This is a genomic window from Streptomyces sp. NPDC006283, assembly GCF_040613325.1.
In the GTDB taxonomy this organism is placed as follows: Bacteria; Actinomycetota; Actinomycetes; order Streptomycetales; family Streptomycetaceae; genus Streptomyces.
Genome location: NZ_JBEXRZ010000119.1, coordinates 1 through 21,200, shown reverse-complemented (window position 1 = coordinate 21,200; position 21,200 = coordinate 1). Strand labels below are relative to the sequence as shown.

The following is a 21,200-nucleotide window of genomic DNA, read 5'->3' as shown; positions in this document are numbered from 1 at the left end:
ATCGGCGTCGAGGTCGACGGCCCGTACAAGCCCGACCACTACCGCTACTGATCACCACGACCGGCGGGGGAGGGCCGCGGCCGCCGGCCCGGCCCTCCCCGCGCCGTCGACGGGGCGGAGGAGGCCGAGCACCGGTCCGCACCGGCGACGCGGTGGCGACGCGGTGGCGGCGTGAACGTCAGCGGCTGCCCCGGGTCTCGACCGAGCGGCGCGTGACGTGCCGGGCCAGGGCGGCGCGGTCGACGCGGCCGAGGGCGGCGGTGAGGTCGTCCAGGACGGCCGCGACAGTTTCCTCGCGGTCCGCCGCGGCGGCGGTCGCGTGGGCGGGGACGCGGGCGAGGCAGGCGCGGACGGCCAGCTCGGCGATGTCCCGCAGGGCGGGCTCCCGGACGGCGACGGTGACGTGCACCGACTCCTCGTCCAGGGTCTCGGTGTGATGGGCGATACCGTCCGGCAGGTACAGGACCTGACCCGCCCTCAGATCGACCGTGGCGGGCTCCGCCAGGGCGTCCGGGCCTTCCACGTACCCGGGCTCCCACAGGCCGGGGGCGGCCGGGGTGTCGTACAGGTACCAGCGTTTCGTCCCGCTGATCTGCACGACGAAGAGGTGCCCGTCGTCGCGGTGGACGCGAAGCCCCGCCTCGTCCGGCGGCGACCAGAACGCCACAGCGCCCGCCTTGGCCTCGAACAGCTCGGCGGCGCGACGGCACACCTCCCGGGCCGGGCGATGCCATTCGTGGAGGTTCTGCACGACGACAGTGGCGCCGTCGCGCAACTGGGCGCGCACCTTGGCCCCGTCCACGTACCCGCCGCGCGGGTCGCCGGAGACGGTCATGGTCCGGGTGAGCTCCTGCGGCGGCACCGGCGTGGCGCCGCGGATGGCGTTGAGCACCGGGTAGTGCAGCAGGCTGCAGTCGAGCCAGTCGTCGAGGTCCTCGCGGGTCATGACGGCCGCGAGCTCCGGCGAGGCGTCGAAGACCGCGTGCGCCGTGCCCCAGGGCAGGTCGCGCACCTGGTCCGGGTCGCGGCTCAGCAGGTGTGCCGCGCGGGTCACGGCCGCAGGTGTGCGGGGAGTCGTCGTCAACGGGGTCAAGCGGTCACCTCACTGCGTTCGTCGTGGAACGTGGGGGCCGGGCCCTGGGCGCCGGCGTCGGGGGCGACGCGCAGGGCGTGCAGGAAGCCGGCCGCGGACCCGTTGTCCGCGAGAGCGGACAGCAGGGCCGTCCACGGCTCGTCCCGCCGGTACCAGTGCGTGCCGAAGCGGCCTGTCAGCTCGTCGAGCACGGCGTCGCGCCACGCGTAACCAGCGACGTAGGAGCGCCAGTTCAGGATGCTGATCTGACGCAGGAGCAGCAGTTCGGGCGCCCAGCACAGGCCGGTGCGGGCCGCGTGCGCGGCCGCCGCCTCCAGGGCCTCGGTCAGGCTCGCGCAGTTCTCCAGGTCCCGGTCGAGGGCGAGGTCCACCGCCATCATGCCGCGGCTGAACCGCTCCTCCTGCCGGAGGAAACGACAGACGGCGTCGGCGGTGTCGTCGGCCAGGCCCAGGCCGGCGAGCACGGCGGGTGAGCAGACCAGGTGCTCCAGCAGCAGGGCCCAGCCCTCCGACCGCAGCGGGTCGAAGGCCCAGCGGTCGAGCAGGGCGGCCCGTGCGGGGCGCAGCCCGTGTTCGGTCAGGTGCGCGATCTCGTGCTGGAGGTACTGGACGGTCACCGGGGTGACGGCGGTGGGCACCGACAGCAGGGACATGCCGGGCAGCCGCACCGGCATCACCATGGAGGGGGTGTTGGGCCTGCGGATGATCTGCACGAGGTGGGAGCGGGGGAGCAGACCGTGCCCGCGGGCCTGCTCCACGAGCCCGTTGATCAGCGGGTTGAGGCGCGGCAGGGGCTTGTTCCCGGGCAGGGGCAGGCCCTTGCCGAGCATCAGCCAGCGCCAGTTGTACTCGGCGGTGTGCCGCCGCAGCCCGCAGCTCTCGGCCCACGCTCCCGTCAGATGCGTCAGGTCCCCCACGGGAGCGGTGGCCGCGGCCATGGTCCGCACGGAGTCCGCGGGGAGCGGCAGGGTGCTCTCGGCCGCCCACCAGGGACTCCTGGGCGGCGCGCTGTCGCGGCGCTGCCGCAGCCAGGCCCAGATGTCGTCGGCGACGGCCCGTGCCTCCGCGTGCCGGACCCGGTAGGAGGCCCGGCGCCCGTCCTCGTCGGCTTCCAGGTCGAGCACGCTGCGCACGCCGGGCACCCTGGGTGTGCGGCCGCGCAGTTCGGCGACGAACCCGGTGAGCCCGAGGGCCGCGAGGGCGTCGCCGAGCCGCACGACGCGGTCGGCGGTGGGTTCCGGGTCGCGCGGGGCGAGCCCGGAGCGCTCCAGCTGGAGGTCGGCCAGGAGCGCTTCGACCTGGTCCTCCGCGACGCCGGGCCAGGTGGCGTGCGGGGCGGCGGTGGTCATGCGGGGGACACGTCCTGGACGCCGGACGGCGCGGGCTGCCCGGCCGGGGAGCCGCCTGCCTTGTCGGGGCGCCCGGGCACCGAACGGGTGGTGAGCGCGGCCAGCAGCAGCCCCGCCGCGGCGAATCCGGCGGCAGCCAGCGGCCAGGACAGGCCCGCGCTGCCGAGGTCGTCGACGAAGGTGCCGACGAGAATCAGACCGCCCCCGGTGAGCAGGCTGTTGGCGAGGGAGGCCATGGACAGCACGGTGGCCCGGTGGCCGGCCTCGATGCGTTCGTTGACGGCCGCCCGCAGGCCGGGCATGCACAGGCCGAACGCCGTGGTGAAGCCCACGTAGCAGACCATCGACACCAGGGGGTCGCGCACCACTCCGGCGGTGGCGAGGGCGATCGCGCCCACCGCGGAGGCGGTGACCACGACGGTGCGGCGCGCCGTGCCCCGGCGCTGCTGCAACGCCATGATCCAGCCGAGCAGCGGGATCTCCAGGAGCGAGCCGACGCTGCGCATCACGGCGAGGACGAGGAGGTGGCCGCCGGCCAGCGACTCGTAGACGACCGTCCACTGCACGCCCGGGACGCCACGGAACATCCACAGAAATGCCGTGCCGACGATCAGTACGATCAGCACCCGGTCGCCGCGCAGGGTGAGACGGGCGCCGGTCACCACGTCCCGGCCGGAGGCGCGCAGCCCCCGCAGGAACGCGTGCGGCGAGCGCGGGCTGTGCGGCCCGCCGCCCATCAGAGTCAGCGCGAGGACGGCGGACAGCGCGCAGGCGGCGCCCGCGGCGAGCTGCGGCCACGCCAGGTCGAGGGAGCCGAGGGCCGCCCCGGCGAGCGTGCCGAGGACCAGGCCGGAGTTCTCCGCGATCTTCCCGCGGGCGAACAGGCGGTCCAGGTCGCGGGAGTCACGGGCGCCGGTCTCGTCCACGGCCCAGGCTTCCAGGGCGCCGGAGGAGAACGTGCCGCCGATCGCGGCGAGCAGGGTGCCCGCGGCCGCGACCGTCACGTTGTCGCTGAAGAAGAGCGCCCCGTAGCCGACGGCGCGCAGCACGAAGCTGAGCGCCACCGACGCCCGTCGGCCCACCATGTCGGCGAGGATGCCGGTGGGGATCTCGCAGATCCCTTCGACGATCCACACGGCGGCGACGAGCGCGAACACCGCGGAGGAACTCATGCCGTAGGACTGCAGCAGCAGCACCGAGGTGACGGTGAGCAGCATGTCCGCGAAGTAGTCGAAGCCGGACACCGCGAGGTAGGCGCGGCGCACCCGGCTCACGTAGCGGCTCTGCGGGTCGTCCGTGCCGGGTGCCGCGTCCTGCGCGCCCTTGCCGTTGCCCGGCGCCGCAGCCGTCACTCCCCGGCCCCGTCCACAAGACCGGAGGCGCAGGCGCGGGCGTAGGCGGCGCCCGCGGTGGCGTCGGCCGGTGCCTCCTCGGCGGGGTCCCACAGCCAGCGCAGCTCGGCCACGGTGTCGCCCCGCAGCTGGAAGCGCCGTACACGGCCCGCTTCGGGCAGCGACACGACAGCCAGCGGGCAAGGGCGCCGCTTGACGAGCAGCAGCGCCTCGGGCCAGGGGTCGACCGCCCCGCGTTCACGCAACAGCCGCCCGTACTCGGGGACGTCGAAGGACGCCTCCGCCACCCAGGCGCCGGCCCTCAGCCGCACGCCGGAGCGCGGGACGGCGACGGAGCCGCCGAAGAGATGGTCGCTCTCGAACGCGAAGGCCTCGCCGACCCAGTCCTCCTGCGTCGCGGTCCAGCCGATGTCCCGCAGGTAGGCGGCGAACGCCGCGGACGTCGTGGCAGCGGGCGGGAACACGGATCCCGGCTGCGCGGGCCGCTGCTGCCACTGCTCGCTGTCGAGGAAGGCGTGCAGCCCGTCGGCGCCGGTGCGGCCGTAGTAGGCGAAGAACGTGACGGGGAAGGTGGTGCCGAGGACGTTGCCCATCGTCTTGCGGCGGCGCGCCTGCTCCATGTCGAAGCCCGGCCCGGTGGTGCCCGCGGCCACGACGTCGCGGTACGTGGGGGGCAACCGGTCGAGGATCTCCGCGCGGCGCTCGGCGGTGGCGTTGAGGATGTGCCACGTGGCGTCGGTGATCCGGTCGTAATCCGTCGTCAGGTCGCTGCTCACGAGGCGCTCCACCAGTGGTCGGCACGGCGCGCGAAGCGTCGTACGCTGTCGGTCAGTTCGTCTGCGGTCATGCCCTCCGCCTCGGCCATCACCGAACGCAGATGGGGTGCCCTGGGCAGCAGCGCGTCGGCCAGCTCCCACACCTCGTCGCTGACCGGCCAGTCGTGCTTGTCGTCGACGAGCCGTACGCCGCCTTCGAAGCGGCGGATGAAGGTGCCGCTCATGTGGGCCTCGACCACGCGCTCCCAGGCGATGTCGTCGTCGCTGGGCAGGACCGTGTCGCGGCCGCTCTGCACGCGCAGTCCGTACAGATGGCCGACGTCGATCGTCATCAGGCAGTCGGCGCCCTCGGCGATGCGGGTCATCAGGGTGAGGATGTCCTGGTCGCCCACGACGAAGGGGTAGGGCGCGTTCTCGATGGTCAGCGGGCGGCCGATGACGTCCTGGGCGTGCTTGATGCGGTCGACGGCGATGTCGACGGCCGCGTCGACGAGCGGCATCGGCACCAGGCTCTCCAGGAGGCTCTCGCCGCGTCGCACCCACATGGCGAGATCGATGTTGAGCCAGGGCGAGTCGAGTTCGTCGGCACGCCGGCCGATGGCGCGCAGGAGCCCGTCGTCGAGCGGGTCGGTGCCGCACACGTCGAGGTCGAGCGGGTGGAACAGGGCGCGCAGGCCGTGCCTGCGGCAGAAGTCGGCACTGCGCAGGGCGAGTTCCTCGTCCGAGGCGAGGATGCCGACGCCGAACCAGGTGGCGTCCTCACCGACGCGCCGCGCGGTCTCCTCGGCGACGTCCATGCCGGTCATGGGATCGCAGCTGAAGCAGATGCCGCGGACGCCCCGCGGACCGAGCTGGTCGACCGCGGGGCCCCTGTGGATGGCGGTGGTCATGGCTAGTCCCTCCCGTGGTGCCCGACGGCGCCCGGGACCTGCTGGAACCCAGCTCTGCGGGCAACGTCGTCGTTGCGTGTGATGAGTTCGCCGAGCGTCAGACGGTCCGGACCGAGCCGCGGCAGCAGCGCGTCGAGGCCGCCCGCGTCAAGGCGTACGAAGTCCTGCTCGGCATCGTCCAGGAGCGCCTCGAACAGCAGGTTCGGGGCATGCCGCAGGGACACCACGTCGAGCTGCAGCTGGGCGTGCGCCGCCCGGTCGATCCCGTTGCCCTCGCCGCCCGCCGCCAACGAGGCGAGGGCGAGCTCACCCCGGCTGAGGGCCTCGTCGATGCGGTCCTGCCACTGCCTGCGGAAAGCGCGCAGGGTGTCGCTGAACCGCTGCACCGCCGGGACCTCGAACATGGTGAAGGGGTTGGGCAGGTCGTCCGGGTCGTACGCCTCGCCGTAGCGCTCGGCGTAGAAGTCCCGGATGGGGGTGCCCTCGTAGAGCACCAGAGCGGTGTACAGGTGGTCGTGCGGCACGTAGTCGTAGAACCCGGCCTCGCGCAGGAACTCCGCGTTGGCGCGGATGTCGTCCAGCGTGGTCGCGGGGTCGAGCATGATGAAGTCCAGGGAGATCTCGATGCCGAGGCGGCGCAGCAGACGCACGGCGGCGAGATTCACCGCGGGTTTGACGTGCTTGGCGAGGCGTTCGAGCACGGGCTCGGAGGCGGATTCGATGCCGAGCTCGATGAAACGAAGCCCGCACTCCTTCAGGCGGGGCAGGACGTCGGCCGCCTTGAGGATCTGGTTCACGCGGGTGCCGAAGCTGAAGGAGATGTTCGGGTCGGCCTCGTGGAGTGCTTCGGCGACCTCGAGGGCGCGGGTGGGCGACACGAAGAAGTTGGCGTCGCTGAAGTACACGTGCTCGTAGTGGATCCGGTGGCGCTCGCGAAAGTGCAGGAGCTCCGCAACCACCCGCTCGGCCTCGCGTGAGCGGTACTTGCGGCCGATGGTGAGCACGCCGCAGAACGAGCAGTTGTACGGGCAGCTGCGGCTGCTGCAGATCGTCAGCGCCGCCTTCAGCCGGCCCTGCACACTGTCGAAGTACGTGAGGTCGGGATAGCCCGAATGGGAGGTGAACTCGGCGTCCGGGAAAGGGATCTGGTCGAGGTCCGGCACGAACGGGCGGTCCGGGTTGACGACCGGCTCACCGTCACCGCCGGGCGCACGCCACGTGGTGCCCTTGATACGGCGCAGTGCCGCCGGGTCGTCGAGAGCCCGTACGACATCGAGCATGGCTTCCTCGCCCTCGCGCCGCACCACGACGTCGACACACCCGTAGCGGCGCACGATGTGCTCGTGCACGGCCGTCGCGTGCGGCCCGCCGAGCACGATCAGGCAGTGCGGGTTGCGCGACTTGATCCACTCGGCCATCGCCACGGAGCTGCGGAACGACTCATTGTAGACGGAGAACCCCACGACGTCGTAGCCGTCGAGACCGTACAACTGCGCGAGGCCCACCGGGTCGTCCTCGGAGTCCCCGAAGTCGAACCCGGAGCTCGGGAAGCCGCGTTGCTCCAGGTACGCCATGAGGTAGGCCAGGCCGATCGGCTTCGACTTGCGGCGGTCGGAGAACCCGACGGACGGATTGACGAAGGCGATCCTGGGCGTGCGGACGGGGGCCTGCGAACCGGCGGCGGCCATGTCAGGCTTCTTTCGCGGCGGCGGTGACGGGCGTGGTGCGCAGTACGCCGCGCCGCGCGAGGCCGAGCAGGAAGGCGCGGTCCCGCTCGCGCAGCGCGTCAGGGTCCACGGGTGCGCGGACGGCGGCGCGCCACAGCTGCGAGGCGTGCACGTTGAGCTTCAGACAGGACTGGTCGGGCCCGGCCAACGGCACATAGACGTGCCCTGCCTGGTCCAGGTACGGCAGTTCCGGATCGAATTTCAGCATCGGCCCTCCCAGGCGCACACGGGACGCCCGGTGGCCCCGGCGAGTGATTCCTCCGGGGCCACGGGCGGCGAGGTCAGGCGTAGATCTTGCCGAGCATCTTGGTGTAGCTCGCGTCGCCGAGGCTGACGATGTCTGCCTCCGGGCTCTCGACCTCGTCGAAGCTCTCGATCGCCAGCTCGTCCTCGGTGCGCTCGGTGAGGGACTTGCGGTTCGACGGCGTGTTCTCTGTGGTGGCCATCTGTGCTCTCCTCTCGTCGGTCCCGAAGTCATCGGGACGCGCGTGGCCTCCCCGGCAGGGGGACCAGTGGTGGAGAAGCTGCACGAAAACACCTGAGGAAGGGTCGAGGCCTGCTGGGGCGAGAAGAGAGCCCCAGGTCGCAGGAGCCGTCAGCAGTGCGGCACCGGGAACGAGTCCGACTCCGCCTTCTTGTGCCACCCGAGCCGCACCGCTGCCTCGCGCGCACCCGCCACGCCCCCACACCGGCCCCCACACCGGACAGGCCGCCCCCGAGCCGCGGATTGATCCCCGGTGTGCCTGCCGCCTCTCGGCGGTTGCAGTCAGACTTTGACGACGGTGACGCGTCCGGCGCACAGCGTGGCGAGGTCCTCGTGATCGGAAGTGAGGACGGTGACGGGGCCGGACGCGGCCAGCGCGGTGGCGCTGAGCATGGCGTCGACGGCGGACTTGTGGCCGTGGAGACCGGCGTCGGCGAGGAGCGTGGCTGCATGCCGTGCGATCGGCTCGGTGACCGGTTCCACAACAAGGCGGGCGAGCGTCCACTCCAGAGCCGGGCGGTTGATCCGAGGATGGACCACTTCCACGAGCGTGGCCGCCGACGTGATGACCCGCGGGTCATCGGCGCGGCCCGCCACGCCTGCCCCGGGACGGCCGGGCGGCCCCGCCCCGCCCTCGAGACCCCGCCTCGGCACGCTCGAGAACGGGTCCCGCACGGTGGCCCCGGACAGGGCCCGATGCCTAACCTGACCGGGGTTCGCATCACGCCCCGCTCCTCCTGAGACGCACGCTTATGGAGTTGAGCGCTTCGGCTATGGCTCGTCTCACCGCACTGGAGTTGACTCATCACATGACGAACACACAGAACACGCAGACGACCGAGACGAAGACGACGCTGGTGATCGGCGGCACCGGCAAGACCGGCCGCAGGGTCGCCGAGCGGCTCACCGCACAGGGCCTTCCGGTGCGCATCGGATCACGCTCCGCCGAGCCGCGGTTCGTGTGGGAGGACTCCTCCACATGGGACGCCGCGCTCGAGGGCGTCGGCGCCGTCTACGTCACCTACTACCCCGACCTCGCCTTCCCCGGCGCCGACGAGCACATCGCCGCCTTCTCCAAGCTCGCCGTCTCCAAGGGCGCCACCCGCCTCGTGCTGCTCTCCGGCCGCGGCGAGGAAGGCGCCGTGATCGGCGAGAACAAGCTCAAGGAGTCCGGCGCCGACTGGACCATCGTGCGCTCCAGCTTCTTCAACCAGAACTTCGACGAGAGCTTCTTCCTCGAGCCCGTCCTGGCCGGCGAGATCGCCCTGCCGACCGGCGACGCGGTGGAGGCGTTCGTCGACGCCGACGACATCGCCGACGTCGTCGTCGCAGCCCTCACCGACCCCAAGCACATCGGCAAGACCTACGAACTCTCCGGCCCGCGCCTGCTGAGCTTCCGTGACGTCGCCGACGAGCTGACCAAGGCCACCGGCCGCCAGATCCAGTACATCCCGATCACCAAGGACGAATACCGGGCCGCCCTGGTCGAGCACGGCCTGCCGGCCGACTTCGCCGAGCTGTTCGAGAACGTCCTCGACGGGCGCAACGCCCACCTGGTCCACGGCGTCGAAGAAGCCCTCGGCCGCAAGCCGAAGGACTTCGCCGACTACGCCCGGGAAGCCGCCGCCCGCGGCGTCTGGAACGTCTGAACCCACCCCTGAGCGCCGGTGCCGCGGACGCGGACCACACGGACGCACCCGCGTCCGCGGCACCGGACCAGCCCGCACCACCCCCGACCAGGAGGCGGCCATGAGCAACCCCATGTCGAGCGAACGGCTCGACACCCTGCCCGGCCACTTCCACGGCTTCGCCCTGATGCACATCGCCATGCGCCGCGACGCCGCCCGCCTGACTGCCGCGGCCCCCCGCCTCACCGCCCGCGGACTCGACCCCGCCGCCCAGTGGTGGCGACGGCTGCGCGACGTCATCGACTGGCACCACCGCAGCGAGGACGACTTCCTGTGGCCCGAACTGCTGCGCCAAAACCCGCAGTTCAAGCCGCAGGCCGACGAGATCGCCGGCGACCACACCGAACTGGACCGGGCGATGGACCAGGTCACCACCGCCCTCACCACCCCGGCCGGCCCGACCGCACTGCTTGGTGCCGCCGAACACTTCCGCCAGGTGCTCATCGACCACCTCGCCGACGAGGAGAAGATCGTCTTCCCCGTCTTCGCGCAACTCCCCGCCCGCGACTACCTCGCCCTGGAACAGCGCCTGGTACGCACCGCACCCCCCGGCGTCCTGACCTACCTGCCGCCGTGGATGTTCGACGGCGCCGACCACCGCTCCGTGCAGCTCGTCGCCGCCACCATGCCGCCGCCCGTACGGCTGCTCGGCCGCACCGTCCTGCGCCGCCGCTACGAACGCCAACTCGCCGCCGTTCTCACCCCGCGCTGACGACCGACCAACCCCGCGCCCCGCACGTCCCTGCACGCCCGCCGGAAGGAAGCCCGGATGTCCACGGCCCAGCCCGCGCTCTACGCCGCCACCATCGCCATGGGCCTGAGCGCCGGCCTCTACTTCTCCTTCGACGTCTCCGTCATGCCCGGACTCGACCGCGGCGACGACCACACCTACGTGGCCGCCATGCAGAACATCAACGAGGCCATCGAGAACGGCCTGTTCGGACTCGTCTTCTTCGGCGCCTTCCTCGCCACCGGTATCGCCGGCAGCCGCCTGACCCGCATCGGACAGCGCACCGCCGCCCGCTGGACCTGGGCCGCACTCGCCCTCTACACCGCCGCCGTGATCCTCACCCTGCGGATCAACGCCCCCCTCAACAAGCGCCTCGCCGCAGCCGGCCTGCCCCAGGCCGCCGGCGAACTCGCCGACCTGCGCCGGACGTTCAGGAAAACCTGGGTGCCCTCCAACGCGGCCCGCACCCTGGCCTGCACCGCCGCCCTGCTCTGCCTCGGCCGGGCCCTGTCGACGCTGCGCCACTGAAGGCGCCCGCGTCCCCGAAACTGCGCCCGTCCTGCCGGACGTCCCCCGCACGGCAGGGCGGGCGCACCCGTCCCCCCCCAGCCTCCAGCGAAGAGGTACCGACCCGTGGATGCACTCACCGGCCTGCTCGAAGGCCCCAAGGCACGCGGCGCGTTCCTGATCAAGTCGGTCTTCAGCCCGCCGTGGGCACTGCGCGTCGAAGACCGCGCCCCCATCTCCCTGGTCACCATGGTCCACGGCGACGCCTGGGTCCTGCCCGACCGCTCCACCCCCGCACTGCTGCGGCCCGGCGACGTCGCCGTCCTGCGCGGCCCCGACCCCTACACCATCGCCGACGCGCAGGACACCGGCGTGCAGATCGTCGTCGGCCCCGAACAGCGCTGCAACACCACCGAAGGCGAGGACGTCACCGACACGATGGCGCTCGGCGTGCGCACCTGGGGCGACGAACTGGGCCAGGGCTCCTCCGTGATGCTCAGCGGCACCTACCAGGCCCCCAGCGAGATCGGCCGCCGCCTGCTGAACGCCCTGCCCACCCTCCTGGTACGCCCCGCCGGAGCCCAGGACAACGCACTCGTCGCCCTGCTCGCCGAAGAGATCGGCCGCGACGAACCCGGCCAGGAACTCGTCCTGGACCGCCTGCTGGACCTACTGTTCGTCAGCGTGCTGCGCACCTGGCTCGCCGAACCGGGCGCCGGCGCCCCCGCCTGGTACCGCGCCCAGTCCGACGCCACCGTCGGCCCCGCCCTGCGCCTGCTCCACGACAACCCGGGCCAGGCCTGGACGGTGGAGTCGCTCGCCCGCAAGGTCGGCGTCTCCCGCGCGGGCCTGGCCCGCCGCTTCACCACGGTGGTGGGGGAGCCGCCCATGTCCTACCTGGCGACCTGGCGCCTCACCCTCGCCGCCGACCTGCTGCGCGACCCGGACGCCACGGTCGCCACCGTCGCCCGCCGCGTCGGCTACAGCAGCGCGTTCGCCCTGAGCTCCGCGTTCAAACGGGTCCGCGGCATGAGCCCCCAGGAATACCGCACCACCCGCGCCACCGAACAGGAACTCCCCACGGGCGCCCCGGCCCAGACGGTGGTCCTCACCACCACCTGACGGTTCCCGAGAGGAGCCGTCCTGCCTGCGGATCCGACATACTTGCATCCATGCAAGTTGCATAGATGCAAGTCTTCGGAGTGCAGGCGGCGGGGCCGGGTGGTCGTCGGAGAGGTCGTCAGAGGTGGGTCGGGGCGAACATCCGCAGCAGTGCCGGGAGGACGACCACGGACGGGCCCGGCTGGGCGAGCGCCTTGGCCAGGTCCTCGCTCAGCGTCTCCGGGGACGTACGCACCGCCGGGACGCCGAACGACTCGGCGAGGGCGACGAAGTCCGGGCGGGACAGCTCGGTCGCCGTGGCCTCGCCGAAGGCGTCGGTCATGTACTCGCGCAGGATGCCGTAGCCCCCGTCGTCCACGATCAGCCAGGTCACCGGCAGGTCGTACTGCCGGGCGGTGGCGAGGTCGGCGATGGAGTACATCGCACCGCCGTCGCCCGAGACGGCGAGCACCGGACGGGTACGGTCGGCGGCGGCCGCGCCGAGCGCCGCCGGGAAGCCGTAGCCCAGACCGCCCGCGCCCTGTGCCGAGTGCATGGTGTTGGGGCGGCGCGCGTCGAAGGCCGACCACGCCCAGTACGCCAGGATCGTCATGTCCCAGAAGCTGGGGGACGTGTCCGGCAGCGCCTCGCGGACCGACGTCAGCACCTGCTGCTCCAGCGTGAGCTCCTGGGACGCGATCCGTTCGCGCACCCGGCGGAGCACGTCGCGTACGGCCTCGGCCGCCGACGGGTCCTCGCGTTCGGTCACGGTCTCCAGCAGCGCGGAGAGCGCGAGTCGCGCGTCCGCGTGGATACCGAGGGCCGTGTGGTTCGACTCCAGCTTGCCGAGGTCCGCCTCGATCTGGATCACCCGGCCGCGGGGAGCGAACGTGTGGTAGTTCGAGGAGAGTTCGCCGAGGCCCGAGCCCACGACGAGCAGCACGTCGGCCGACTCCAGGAAGTCGGTGGTGTGGCGGTCCTCCAGCCAGGACTGGAGCGACAGCGGGTGCTCCCAGGGGAAGGCGCCCTTGCCGCCGAAGGTGGTGACGACGGGCGCGTCGAGCTTCTCGGCGAGGGCGAGCAGCTTGCCCGAGGCGTCGGAGCGTACGACCCCGCCACCGGCGATGATCACCGGCCGCGCGGCGGACGACAGCAGGTCGGCCGCCACCGCGGTCAGTTCGGGGCGGGGGACGACCTCGTCTGGGGTGGCGTCCATGGCGGTGACGACCGGCAGCGTGGTCTCGGCGAGGAGCACGTCCTGCGGGATCTCGACCCACACCGGGCCGTGCGGCGCGGTCAGCGCCGACTTCCACGCCGCCGCGAGGGCGGACGGAATCTGTGACGCGGTGCGCACGATGTGCACGGACTTGACGATGTCCCGGAACGACGCCTGCTGGTCACGCAGTTCGTGCAGGTAGCCGTGGCGGCCGCCGCCGAGCCCTGCGGTGGGCACCTGGCTGCCGATCGCGAGCACGGGGGCCGACGCCGCGGCCGCCTCCTGCAGCGCGGCCAGGGACATCAGGGCGCCCGGGCCGGTCGACAGCAGCAGTGGCGCCGCCTCGCCGGTGATCCGGCCGTAGGCGTCGGCCGCGAAGCCGGCGTTGTTCTCGATCCGCAGGCCGACGTATGTCAGCGACGAGCGGCGCAGCGCGTCGAACATGCCGAGCGCGTGCTGGCCGGGCAGGCCGAAGACCGTCGTGGCGCCGAGCCCGGAGAGGGTCTCGACGACGAGGTCGCCGCCGTTGCGGCCGGGCGGGGGGTTGAGGGCTGCGGCGGTCTGAGCCGGCGTGGGGCGCAGCACCAGGTCGTGGTCGTGGGTCACTCCGCGGCCCTCGCTGCGGCGATCTGGCGGGACATGATCGTCGTCAGCTCGTACGCCGTGTGGGACGCGGCGACGGACGTGATCTCGGCGTGGTCGTATGCGGGGGCGACCTCGACGACGTCGGCGGAGACGAGGTTGCACGACGCCAGGCCGCGGATGATCTCGAGCAGTTCGCGGGAGGTGAGGCCGCCCGCCTCGGGCGTGCCGGTGCCGGGCGCGTGCGCCGGGTCGAGCACGTCGATGTCGATGGAGATGTACAGCGGACGGTCGCCGATGCGCTGGCGCAGCTGGTCGGCGACCTCGTCCACGCCGCGTCGCATGACATCGGCGGAGGTGACGATGCCGAAGCCCATCTTCTCGTCGTCGTCGAGGTCCTGCTTGCCGTACAGCGGGCCGCGCGTGCCCACGTGGGACAGGGCGGAGGTGTCGAGGATGCCCTCCTCGACGGCCCGCCGGAACGGTGTGCCGTGCGTGTACTCGGCGCCGAAGTACGTGTCCCAGGTGTCGAGGTGCGCGTCGAAGTGCAGCAGCGCGACCGGGCCGTGCTTCTTGGCGACGGAGCGCAGCAGCGGCAGGGCGATGGTGTGGTCGCCGCCGAGCGTCATCATGCGGGCGCCGGTGCCGAGGAGGTCGTCCGCGGCGGCCTCGATGGTGTCGACGGCCTCGTTGATGTTGAAGGGGTTGGCCGCGATGTCGCCGGCGTCGGCGACCTGGGCGAGAGCGAAGGGCGAGGCGTCCTGCGCCGGGTTGTACGGGCGCAGGAGCCTCGACGCCTCGCGGATGGCGTTGCCGCCGAAGCGCGCACCGGGGCGGTAGGAGACCCCGGTGTCGAAGGGAACACCGACCACGGCGACGTCGGCGGTGCCGACCTCGTCGAGCCTGGGCAGCCGGGCGAACGTCGCGGGCCCGGCGTACCGCGGGATGCGGGAGGAGTCGACGGGGCCGCGCGGCTGCTCGTTGCTGCTCATGTGAATTGCCTTCTTTCCTACGCTTCGTGGCGCTTCATTGCGCTTCAGTGCGGTTGTACGACTTTAGCTGTGTGCGGCCGCCGGCTCGGCCGCCGGGGGCTCGGGCTGCGCTTCCTCGTCACCGCCCCGGCCCGCGAGCCGCTCGCGCCAGTTGGCGAGGACGGCCGGGTCGGTCGGCGGGGTGGCCAGGCTGACGATCACATAGGCCGCGAGCGAGGCGAGCAGGCCGTAGTAGACGGGCTCGTTGGCGAGGATCCCGTACGCGGCCATGAGGCCGACGACCGAGCAGCCGCCGACGACGACCGACGACAGCGCGCCGTACACGGTGCCGCGCTTCCACAGCAGACCGCCGAGGATCGGGACGAGCAGGCCGCCGACGAGCAGGTTGTACGCGACGGTCAGGGCCTCGACGACGTTGTTGAGCGCGATGGCGATGCAGATGACCCCGATGCCCATGATCAGGATGAACGCGCGGTTGCCCTTGACCTCGTCGTGCTCGCCGCCCTTGTGGGCCAGCCCGCGCAGCCGGGACCAGATGTCGTTGTTGGCGACGGTGGCGCAGGCGATCAGCGCGCCGGAGGAGGTGGACATGACGGCCGCGAGGGCGGCGGCCAGCACCAGGCCCCGCACACCCATGGGGAGTTCGTCCTTGACGATGGTGGCGAAGGCGTCGTCGGCGTTGGCGAGGTTCGGGTAGAGGACCTTGGCCGCCGTGCCGATGACCGCGCCGGCGAGGGCGTAGACCAGGCAGTACGTGCCGGCGACCGTTCCGCCGTAGCGCGCGACCTTGTCGCTGCGGGCGGTGAACACCCGCTGCCAGATGTCCTGCCCGATCAGCATGCCGAAGGTGTAGATCAGGACGTACGTGAAGATCGTCTCGCCGCCGATGCCGAGCGGGGTGAAGTACTCGGTGGGCAGCGCGGCCTTCATCTCGCTGAAGCCGCCTGCCTTGACGACCGCGATCGGCAGCAGGAGCAGCAGCACGCCGATCGTCTTGACGACGAACTGCACCATGTCGGTGAGGGTGATCGACCACATGCCGCCGAGGGTCGAGTAGGCCACGACGATCGCACCGCCGAGGATGATCGAGACGGTGCGGTTGAGGTCGAAGAGGACGTCGAAGATCGTGGCATACGCGATGGTCGAGGTGACCGCGAGCATCAGCGTGTACGCCCACATCACGACGCCCGAGATGACGCCCGCCTTGCCGCCGTAGCGCAGGTCGAGCATCTCGGAGACGGTGTAGACCTTCAGGCGGGCGATGCGCGCGGAGAAGAAGACCGAAAGGGCGAGCAGCCCGAGGCCGATGGTGAAGACCATCCAGGCGCCCGACAGCCCGTACTTGTAGCCGAGGCCGACACCGCCGATGGTCGACGCGCCGCCGAGGACGATCGCGGCCATGGTGCCGGAGTACATCCAGGGGCCGAGGCGGCGGCCCGCCACGAGGAACTCACTCTTGGACTTGGCGCGGCGCATGCCCCACCAGCCCATGCCGAGCATGCCGGCCAGATAAACGACGATCACTGCGTAGTCGACAGCCATCGGCTTCCTTCCGTTTCGTCCCCCGGAACGGTCGTGGGTGCGCGCTTGTGAGAAACGACGGTAGGTGGCTGGAATGCGTCCTTGAAGTGTACGTTTTATCCATTCTTCTCATCGCCGATGGATGGACCGTCCATGCCGGAGCCCGCAACGGCACCCCCCACCACACCCGTCCCGCTGGCGGCCCTGCTCGCCGACGAGGAGCTGGGGCTGCGCCAGCTCGCGGGCCCGCCCGCGGACCTCGGCACGGCCGTCCACATGGTCCACACCTCGGAGATGGCGGACCCGTATCCGTACCTGCTCGGCGGCGAGCTGCTGCTCAGCGCGGGTGTGCTTCTGAAGGACCCGGACCGTTATGTGTCGCGCATCGTCGAGGCCGGGGCGGTCGCGCTCGGCTTCGGGGTGACGCCGGTGTACGACACCGTGCCCGACGAACTGGTCGAGGCGTGCGAGCGGCGCGGGCTGGCGCTCCTGGAAGTACCGCCGCGCACGACGTTCACCGCGATCGCGCGGGCCGTGTGGCGGCTGATGGCGGAGGCCCGCCACCGGGAGCTGCGCCGGGTCACCCGGGCCCAGCAGGGCCTGGCCGCGGCGGCGGCCCGCCCCGATCCGGTCCCGGCCGTGCTGCATCAGCTGGCCGTACGGCTGGACGGCTGGGCGGTACTGCTCGGCCAGGACGGGGTCCCGCTGTCCGCGGCGGGACGCGAACCGTCCGACGCGGCGATGGCGGGGGTGACACGGCTGGCACGGGTGGTGAACCCGGACCCCGACGGTGCGCTCCGGCCGTCTCCCGCGTCGGCGACGGACCTGACGGCGGCAGGCCATCTCTCCGCGTACGCCCTCGGCGGCAACCAGGGCCTCGTGCTGGGGCTGGCCACGCCCGGCCGGGAGGCCGGGGACCACACCGTCGCCGGGGTCGCCGTCGTGCTCCTGTCCCTGCTCACCGCCCCGCACCAGGGCGCCGAGGCGACGGACCGCAGCGCCGCGCTCGTTCGGCTGCTCCTCGGCGCGACCCCTGCGGAGACCGCGCCGCTGCTGGGGCCGGGGCCCTGGACCGTCGTCCACGCGCGGGGCGACGACCGGTCCGCCTTCGCCGCGGCCGCACTCGGCGCGGCCCTCGGCAGCGCGCTCGTCGACCCGGACGCGGACGGCTTTGTACGGGTCCTGCTGCCGGGCGGCCACGAGGCGGCCGCACAGCCCGGCTGGACCCTCGGCGTCAGCGCCCCCGCCGGCCCCCAGGAGCTGGCCGCGGCCGACGCACAGGCCGCCAGGGCCGTACGCAAGGCAGCGGCCACCCACAAGGACCTGGTCCGCCACCGGGACACGGCCCCCTTCTCCCCCGACGCGGCCCGGCTCCGCCTCGCCCCGCTCGCGGACTCCCCCGCCCTCACCGAGACCCTGCGCACCTGGCTGTCGCTGCACGGCAGCTGGGACCGCACGGCCGCGGCGATGGAGATCCACCGCAACACGGTCCGCCAGCGCATCGGCCGCTGCGCGACTCTGCTGGACGCGGACCTGGACGACCCGGACGTCCGCATGGAGCTGTGGTTCGCGCTGCGGCACGGGTGACGAACTGTTCGGACGTCCGCGGTTCCGTGGGAAACCCACGACTCCCGGCCCCGAAGGCTGTCGCCGCACACCAATTCCCTTACGGGGCAGGCGTGTTGGAATTCCTGCATGGCCACTCCCGTTGACGGAACCCTGCTTGCGGACCCGGACGGGTCCACGTGCCGCCTGCGCACGGAGATCGAGCGGCTGAGAGACGAGGCGACGCGCCAGAGGGCACTCGCCCACCGCCGCGCCGAGTTCTGGACCAGGGTCCACATCGCCCTGGGCTTCCCGGCCGCCCTGCTCGCCGGCACGGCCGGTGCGGCGGGGCTGGCCACGGCCGACGCCCGTATTCCGGCGGCGCTGCTCGCCCTGGCCTCCGCGGGCTTCGCCGCAGGGGCGGGCTTCCTCCGCAGCGACTTCAGATGCCGCGCCAACAAGCGCGCCCGCCAGGCATGGGCGGCCCTGGAGGGCCGGGCCACCGTGAAGCTGACACGCGAACGCCTGACCCCCGAGGACCTCGGCGACCTCCTCGAGTACCGCCAGGCGGCGCTGTCCGCCTACGACGGCGAGGACCAGCAGCCGGGGTTGGCGCCTTCCCCGCGGGGCTGAGCCGCCGTCAGCCGCGCGGCCCGGCCGCGGAGAGGCGATGCACGCCCGGCAGGGCCTCGGCAAGGCGTGCCACCACACAGCGAAGCTGCTCGGGGGTGGCCCGGCGGTCGGCAAGCATGTCGTCGACGTGGTCGAGGAGTTCGTCCGCCATGGCGAGCCGCACACTCTCGACGCGGTGGGCGGCACGGGACACGCATCCGGTCCCGTCACCGAGCACGTATGGGCTCGCCCTCCGGCGTGGACCCCGAGAGCAGCCGGCCGGCGCCGGTCGTGCGGTCACCTCCGCGCCGTGGATCAGACACGGGCGATGCCCAACCCGCGGACCCGGTCCGCGCGCATCGCGGACCCGAAGCACTCCGGTCCGCCAGCGCCCTGTCCGCCGTCTCAACCGCCCGCGCCGACCTCGTTGTTCGGTGCTCCGTCGCCGGCAGGAGGCAGGTCGCCGCGCTCGACCGGTTGTCCGGCGTCCTCGCGCGCGGGAGGCAGCACGGCGTCGAGTTCCGCGTCGCTCGCGGCGTGCGCGGCCTCGGCGGCCTCGCGCAGGGTGCCGCGTTCGACGGTCGTGGTGTCGGCGTTGAGCCGCACCAGACGCCCGTCCACCTCGGTCACGTACTCGTGTTCCGTGCCGCTCGTGCGGTACCAGCTCTTGCCGTCCTTCACGCACTTGACGGTGCCGCCCAGGCCGCCGCTGCCGACCCCGACCGGGATCCCCGGGCAGCTGGCCGCGTCCATGGTGCCCTGGTCGACGCCGAGGCGAATCTGCGCGCCGGCGCCCTGTTTCACGTACGTCGCCGAGAACCCGTCGGCTCCGAGGACGCCCACGGACTGTTCGGCGACCTCGAACCCCGGCACCTCGGTGACGTACACGTTCTCGATCGCCACTTGGGCGTCACGCGCGCGTTCCTCCAGTTCGGCGCGGTCGGCTCCGCCTCCGGCGGTTTCCGTGCCGCAGCCGACGAGGGCGACGGCCGCCGCGGCGGACACGGCCATCAGAGGGCGCGGCAGCCGCGCGGCGGACTTCATGCGGATCATCGTGTCGCACCGCGGTCGCCGCTCCGCGCGCCGTATCCCGTTCGTTGCCTAGCGGGATCTTCCAGGAGACGTTTGACCAGTCGGGCCGAGCCGCCGTAACGTTCGTCACACCAGCGGACAATCTTGCATTGGTCGGACTATGGGCACTTTGCGCGAAATTCCTCGCAGGAGCGGCATATTCACCGCCACTGCCGCACTGACGGCATTCCTGCTCCCGGCACTCTTCGCCGGCGGGGCGCAGGCCGCCCCATCCCAACCGCCTCCCCGTTCCCCCCACATCTCCTTGCAGCTCGGGGGCACCTCACTTGCGGCGGCTCTCGCGACCCAGGCGACGGCCCAGAACGCGGCGGCGGAGAAGGCCACGGAGAAGGCCGCCGACGACGACAAGGGCGTGTGCACCACGGACCCGGCCGATCGCCCGAACTGCCGTAATCCCAGCGGCGTCATCGACCCACGCGGCGGGGACATCGACGGCGACGGAGTGTTCGAGGATCACGAGCCGGTCGGCCCCGGGTACCGGGATCCGCGCGCCTACGACGGCGGCAAGACGTCCGGCGAGACACAGTGCGAGTGGCTGCGCTCGCAGGGAATCGACTGCTAGGGCACACACAGCAAGGCTTCAGACGACGTCCCCGTCCAGGCGACGGGGACGTCGCCATGTCCCGGCGTGCCCAGCATCACTATGGACACTTTCAACAACCGCCGGGTAACTTAGGCTGAGCAAGCGCTTAGACATCGCAGCGTACCCACACAGTCACGAGGAGGCGTCCGTGCGCCGTACCGTTTTCAACGAGGACCACGAGGCGTTCCGGGACACCATCCGGGCCTTCATCGAGGCCGAGGTCGTCCCCGTCTACGACGAGTGGTTCGCGGCCGGCCAGGCGCCTCGCGACTTCTACTACAAGCTCGGTGAGCTGGGCATCTTCGGCATCAACGTGCCCGAGGAGTTCGGCGGCGCCGGCATGGACACGCACAAGTTCGAGGCCGTCCTCTACGAGGAGACCGCCCGTGCGGGCGTGAACTTCGGCGGCTCCGGCGTGCACGTGCTGCTCGCCCTGCCGTACATCAAGATGCTCGCCAGCGACGAGCAGAAGAAGCGCTACCTGCCGAAGTTCGTCTCCGGCGAGGAGATGTGGGCGCTGGCGATGACCGAGCCGGGCACCGGCTCCGACCTGGCCGGCATGAAGACCACGGCCAAGCTCTCCGAGGACGGCACGCACTACGTCCTCAACGGCGCCAAGACCTTCATCACCGGCGGTGTGCACGCCGACCGCGTGATCGTGTGCGCCCGCACCGCCGCGCCGACCGCCGAGGACCGCCGCCACGGCATCTCCCTCTTCGCGGTGGACACCAAGGCCGAGGGTTACTCGGTCGGCCGCAAGCTGGACAAGCTCGGCCTGAAGACCTCCGACACCGCCGAGCTGGCGTTCGTCGACGTCAAGGTCCCCGTAGAGGACCTGATGGGCGAGGAGAACAAGGGCTTCTACTACCTCGGCCAGAACCTGCCGTCCGAGCGCTGGGGCATCGCGTTCGGCGCCTACGCGCAGGCCAAGGCCGCCGTCCGGTTCGCCCAGGAGTACGTGCAGGACCGTACGGTCTTCGGCAAGACGGTCGCGTCGTTCCAGAACACCAAGTTCGAACTGGCCGCCTGCAAGGCCGAGGTGGACGCCGCCGAGGCCGTCGCCGACCGCGCCACGGAAGCGCTGGACGCGGGCGAGCTCACGGCTGCGGAGGCCGCGTCGGCGAAGCTGTTCTGCACCGAGGTCGCGCACCGCGTCATCGACCGGTGCCTCCAGCTGCACGGCGGTTACGGCTTCATGAACGAGTACCCGATCGCCCGCCTGTACGCGGACAACCGCGTCAACCGCATCTACGGCGGCACCAGCGAGGTCATGAAGATGATCATCGCGAAGGACATGGGCCTGTAAGTCCTCTGAGTACCGTCACCTCATGAGCTCAGCACTCGACGATCTGCTCGATCT

Annotated in this window: 22 protein-coding genes; 8 read left to right on the top strand and 14 right to left on the bottom strand. The window is 71.9% G+C overall.

The window, feature by feature from the left end:
- Positions 1–178 precede the first annotated feature (178 nt).
- From ABZ070_RS23090 to ABZ070_RS23050, 9 genes are all read right to left on the bottom strand, one after another.
- Positions 179–1,093 (bottom strand): cupin domain-containing protein, encoded by a 915-nt coding sequence (locus ABZ070_RS23090; protein WP_356636766.1) that lies wholly within the window; start codon positions 1,091–1,093, stop codon positions 179–181.
- On the bottom strand, positions 1,090–2,442 hold the full coding sequence (locus ABZ070_RS23085; protein ID WP_356636764.1) for a hypothetical protein: 1,353 nt from the start codon (positions 2,440–2,442) through the stop codon (positions 1,090–1,092). Before ABZ070_RS23085 ends, ABZ070_RS23090 begins: the two co-directional genes overlap by 4 nt.
- Positions 2,439–3,794: an MFS transporter gene (locus ABZ070_RS23080; RefSeq protein WP_356636763.1), complete on the bottom strand. Its 1,356-nt coding sequence runs from the start codon at positions 3,792–3,794 to the stop codon at positions 2,439–2,441. Before ABZ070_RS23080 ends, ABZ070_RS23085 begins: the two co-directional genes overlap by 4 nt.
- A complete protein-coding gene (locus ABZ070_RS23075; protein ID WP_356636761.1) occupies positions 3,791–4,570 on the bottom strand; it encodes a hypothetical protein in 780 nt (259 codons plus the stop codon). The genes ABZ070_RS23080 and ABZ070_RS23075 overlap by 4 nt, the downstream gene beginning before the upstream one ends.
- Positions 4,567–5,460, bottom strand: coding sequence for a DUF692 family multinuclear iron-containing protein (locus ABZ070_RS23070; RefSeq protein ID WP_356636759.1), 894 nt, complete (start codon positions 5,458–5,460; stop codon positions 4,567–4,569). The genes ABZ070_RS23075 and ABZ070_RS23070 overlap by 4 nt, the downstream gene beginning before the upstream one ends.
- A 2-nt stretch (positions 5,461–5,462) precedes the next feature.
- Complete coding sequence (locus ABZ070_RS23065) at positions 5,463–7,148, bottom strand: radical SAM protein (RefSeq protein WP_356636757.1); 1,686 nt, start codon at positions 7,146–7,148, stop codon at positions 5,463–5,465.
- 1 nt (position 7,149) lies between these two features.
- Positions 7,150–7,395, bottom strand: a complete 246-nt coding sequence (locus ABZ070_RS23060) for a hypothetical protein (protein ID WP_356636755.1) — start codon at positions 7,393–7,395, stop codon at positions 7,150–7,152.
- A gap of 73 nt (positions 7,396–7,468) precedes the next feature.
- The gene (locus ABZ070_RS23055; RefSeq protein ID WP_356636753.1) at positions 7,469–7,633 is read right to left on the bottom strand and encodes a hypothetical protein; all 165 of its coding nucleotides are present in this window, start codon (positions 7,631–7,633) and stop codon (positions 7,469–7,471) included.
- 320 nt (positions 7,634–7,953) lie between these two features.
- Positions 7,954–8,268, bottom strand: coding sequence for a PIN domain-containing protein (locus tag ABZ070_RS23050; RefSeq protein ID WP_356636768.1), 315 nt, complete (start codon positions 8,266–8,268; stop codon positions 7,954–7,956).
- Between the two features lie 212 nt (positions 8,269–8,480).
- Here ABZ070_RS23050 and ABZ070_RS23045 point away from each other — a divergent pair, with 212 nt between their 5' ends.
- The 4 genes from ABZ070_RS23045 (at position 8,481) to ABZ070_RS23030 (ending at position 11,718) form a co-directional block, all read left to right on the top strand.
- Positions 8,481–9,320: an NmrA family NAD(P)-binding protein gene (locus ABZ070_RS23045; protein ID WP_356636752.1), complete on the top strand. Its 840-nt coding sequence runs from the start codon at positions 8,481–8,483 to the stop codon at positions 9,318–9,320.
- 100 nt (positions 9,321–9,420) lie between these two features.
- Complete coding sequence (locus ABZ070_RS23040) at positions 9,421–10,071, top strand: hemerythrin domain-containing protein (RefSeq protein ID WP_356636750.1); 651 nt, start codon at positions 9,421–9,423, stop codon at positions 10,069–10,071.
- A gap of 57 nt (positions 10,072–10,128) precedes the next feature.
- Positions 10,129–10,617 carry an anthrone oxygenase family protein gene (locus tag ABZ070_RS23035; protein ID WP_356636748.1) on the top strand — a complete coding sequence of 163 codons (489 nt, stop codon included), beginning with the start codon at positions 10,129–10,131 and terminating at the stop codon, positions 10,615–10,617.
- Between the two features lie 105 nt (positions 10,618–10,722).
- Entirely contained in the window at positions 10,723–11,718 is a 996-nt protein-coding gene (locus ABZ070_RS23030; protein WP_356636746.1) for an AraC family transcriptional regulator, read from the top strand.
- 118 nt (positions 11,719–11,836) lie between these two features.
- Here the strand turns inward: ABZ070_RS23030 and ABZ070_RS23025 are convergent, their stop codons facing one another.
- The 3 genes from ABZ070_RS23025 to ABZ070_RS23015 all read right to left on the bottom strand — a co-directional run bounded on the left by ABZ070_RS23025 (position 11,837) and on the right by ABZ070_RS23015 (position 16,029).
- A complete protein-coding gene (locus ABZ070_RS23025) occupies positions 11,837–13,519 on the bottom strand; it encodes a thiamine pyrophosphate-binding protein (protein ID WP_356636744.1) in 1,683 nt (560 codons plus the stop codon).
- Positions 13,516–14,487: an agmatinase gene (gene speB, locus ABZ070_RS23020; RefSeq protein ID WP_356636742.1), complete on the bottom strand. Its 972-nt coding sequence runs from the start codon at positions 14,485–14,487 to the stop codon at positions 13,516–13,518. The genes ABZ070_RS23025 and speB overlap by 4 nt, the downstream gene beginning before the upstream one ends.
- Before the next feature lie 63 nt (positions 14,488–14,550).
- On the bottom strand, positions 14,551–16,029 hold the full coding sequence (locus ABZ070_RS23015) for a sodium:solute symporter (protein ID WP_356636740.1): 1,479 nt from the start codon (positions 16,027–16,029) through the stop codon (positions 14,551–14,553).
- A gap of 132 nt (positions 16,030–16,161) precedes the next feature.
- Here ABZ070_RS23015 and ABZ070_RS23010 point away from each other — a divergent pair, with 132 nt between their 5' ends.
- Together ABZ070_RS23010 and ABZ070_RS23005 are read left to right on the top strand one after the other, a co-directional pair.
- On the top strand, positions 16,162–17,595 hold the full coding sequence (locus tag ABZ070_RS23010) for a PucR family transcriptional regulator (protein ID WP_356636738.1): 1,434 nt from the start codon (positions 16,162–16,164) through the stop codon (positions 17,593–17,595).
- Positions 17,596–17,703: 108 nt separating this feature from the next.
- On the top strand, positions 17,704–18,186 hold the full coding sequence (locus tag ABZ070_RS23005) for a hypothetical protein (protein ID WP_356636736.1): 483 nt from the start codon (positions 17,704–17,706) through the stop codon (positions 18,184–18,186).
- 7 nt (positions 18,187–18,193) lie between these two features.
- Here the strand turns inward: ABZ070_RS23005 and ABZ070_RS23000 are convergent, their stop codons facing one another.
- Positions 18,194–18,379, bottom strand: coding sequence for a hypothetical protein (locus ABZ070_RS23000; RefSeq protein ID WP_356636734.1), 186 nt, complete (start codon positions 18,377–18,379; stop codon positions 18,194–18,196).
- Between the two features lie 191 nt (positions 18,380–18,570).
- Positions 18,571–19,209, bottom strand: a complete 639-nt coding sequence (locus tag ABZ070_RS22995) for a hypothetical protein (protein ID WP_356636732.1) — start codon at positions 19,207–19,209, stop codon at positions 18,571–18,573.
- 157 nt (positions 19,210–19,366) lie between these two features.
- Here ABZ070_RS22995 and ABZ070_RS22990 point away from each other — a divergent pair, with 157 nt between their 5' ends.
- Positions 19,367–19,819, top strand: coding sequence for a hypothetical protein (locus ABZ070_RS22990; RefSeq protein ID WP_356636730.1), 453 nt, complete (start codon positions 19,367–19,369; stop codon positions 19,817–19,819).
- A gap of 169 nt (positions 19,820–19,988) precedes the next feature.
- Positions 19,989–21,146, top strand: coding sequence for an acyl-CoA dehydrogenase family protein (locus ABZ070_RS22985; RefSeq protein ID WP_356636728.1), 1,158 nt, complete (start codon positions 19,989–19,991; stop codon positions 21,144–21,146).
- The last annotated feature ends 54 nt before the right edge of the window (positions 21,147–21,200 follow it).

Excerpts from the sequence above, each read along its gene's own strand:
- ABZ070_RS23060 (WP_356636755.1), bottom strand. The coding sequence starts at position 7,395 with ATGCTGAAATTCGATCCGGAACTGCCGTACCTGGACCAGGCAGGGCAC.
- ABZ070_RS23015 (WP_356636740.1), bottom strand. The coding sequence starts at position 16,029 with ATGGCTGTCGACTACGCAGTGATCGTCGTTTATCTGGCCGGCATGCTC.
- ABZ070_RS23010 (WP_356636738.1), top strand. The coding sequence starts at position 16,162 with ATGCCGGAGCCCGCAACGGCACCCCCCACCACACCCGTCCCGCTGGCG.
- ABZ070_RS23085 (WP_356636764.1), bottom strand. The coding sequence starts at position 2,442 with ATGACCACCGCCGCCCCGCACGCCACCTGGCCCGGCGTCGCGGAGGAC.
- speB (WP_356636742.1), bottom strand. The coding sequence starts at position 14,487 with ATGAGCAGCAACGAGCAGCCGCGCGGCCCCGTCGACTCCTCCCGCATC.
- ABZ070_RS23035 (WP_356636748.1), top strand. The coding sequence starts at position 10,129 with ATGTCCACGGCCCAGCCCGCGCTCTACGCCGCCACCATCGCCATGGGC.
- ABZ070_RS23055 (WP_356636753.1), bottom strand. The coding sequence starts at position 7,633 with ATGGCCACCACAGAGAACACGCCGTCGAACCGCAAGTCCCTCACCGAG.
- ABZ070_RS23070 (WP_356636759.1), bottom strand. The coding sequence starts at position 5,460 with ATGACCACCGCCATCCACAGGGGCCCCGCGGTCGACCAGCTCGGTCCG.
- ABZ070_RS23045 (WP_356636752.1), top strand. The coding sequence starts at position 8,481 with ATGACGAACACACAGAACACGCAGACGACCGAGACGAAGACGACGCTG.
- ABZ070_RS23040 (WP_356636750.1), top strand. The coding sequence starts at position 9,421 with ATGAGCAACCCCATGTCGAGCGAACGGCTCGACACCCTGCCCGGCCAC.
- ABZ070_RS22995 (WP_356636732.1), bottom strand. The coding sequence starts at position 19,209 with ATGAAGTCCGCCGCGCGGCTGCCGCGCCCTCTGATGGCCGTGTCCGCC.
- ABZ070_RS23065 (WP_356636757.1), bottom strand. The coding sequence starts at position 7,148 with ATGGCCGCCGCCGGTTCGCAGGCCCCCGTCCGCACGCCCAGGATCGCC.
- ABZ070_RS23005 (WP_356636736.1), top strand. The coding sequence starts at position 17,704 with ATGGCCACTCCCGTTGACGGAACCCTGCTTGCGGACCCGGACGGGTCC.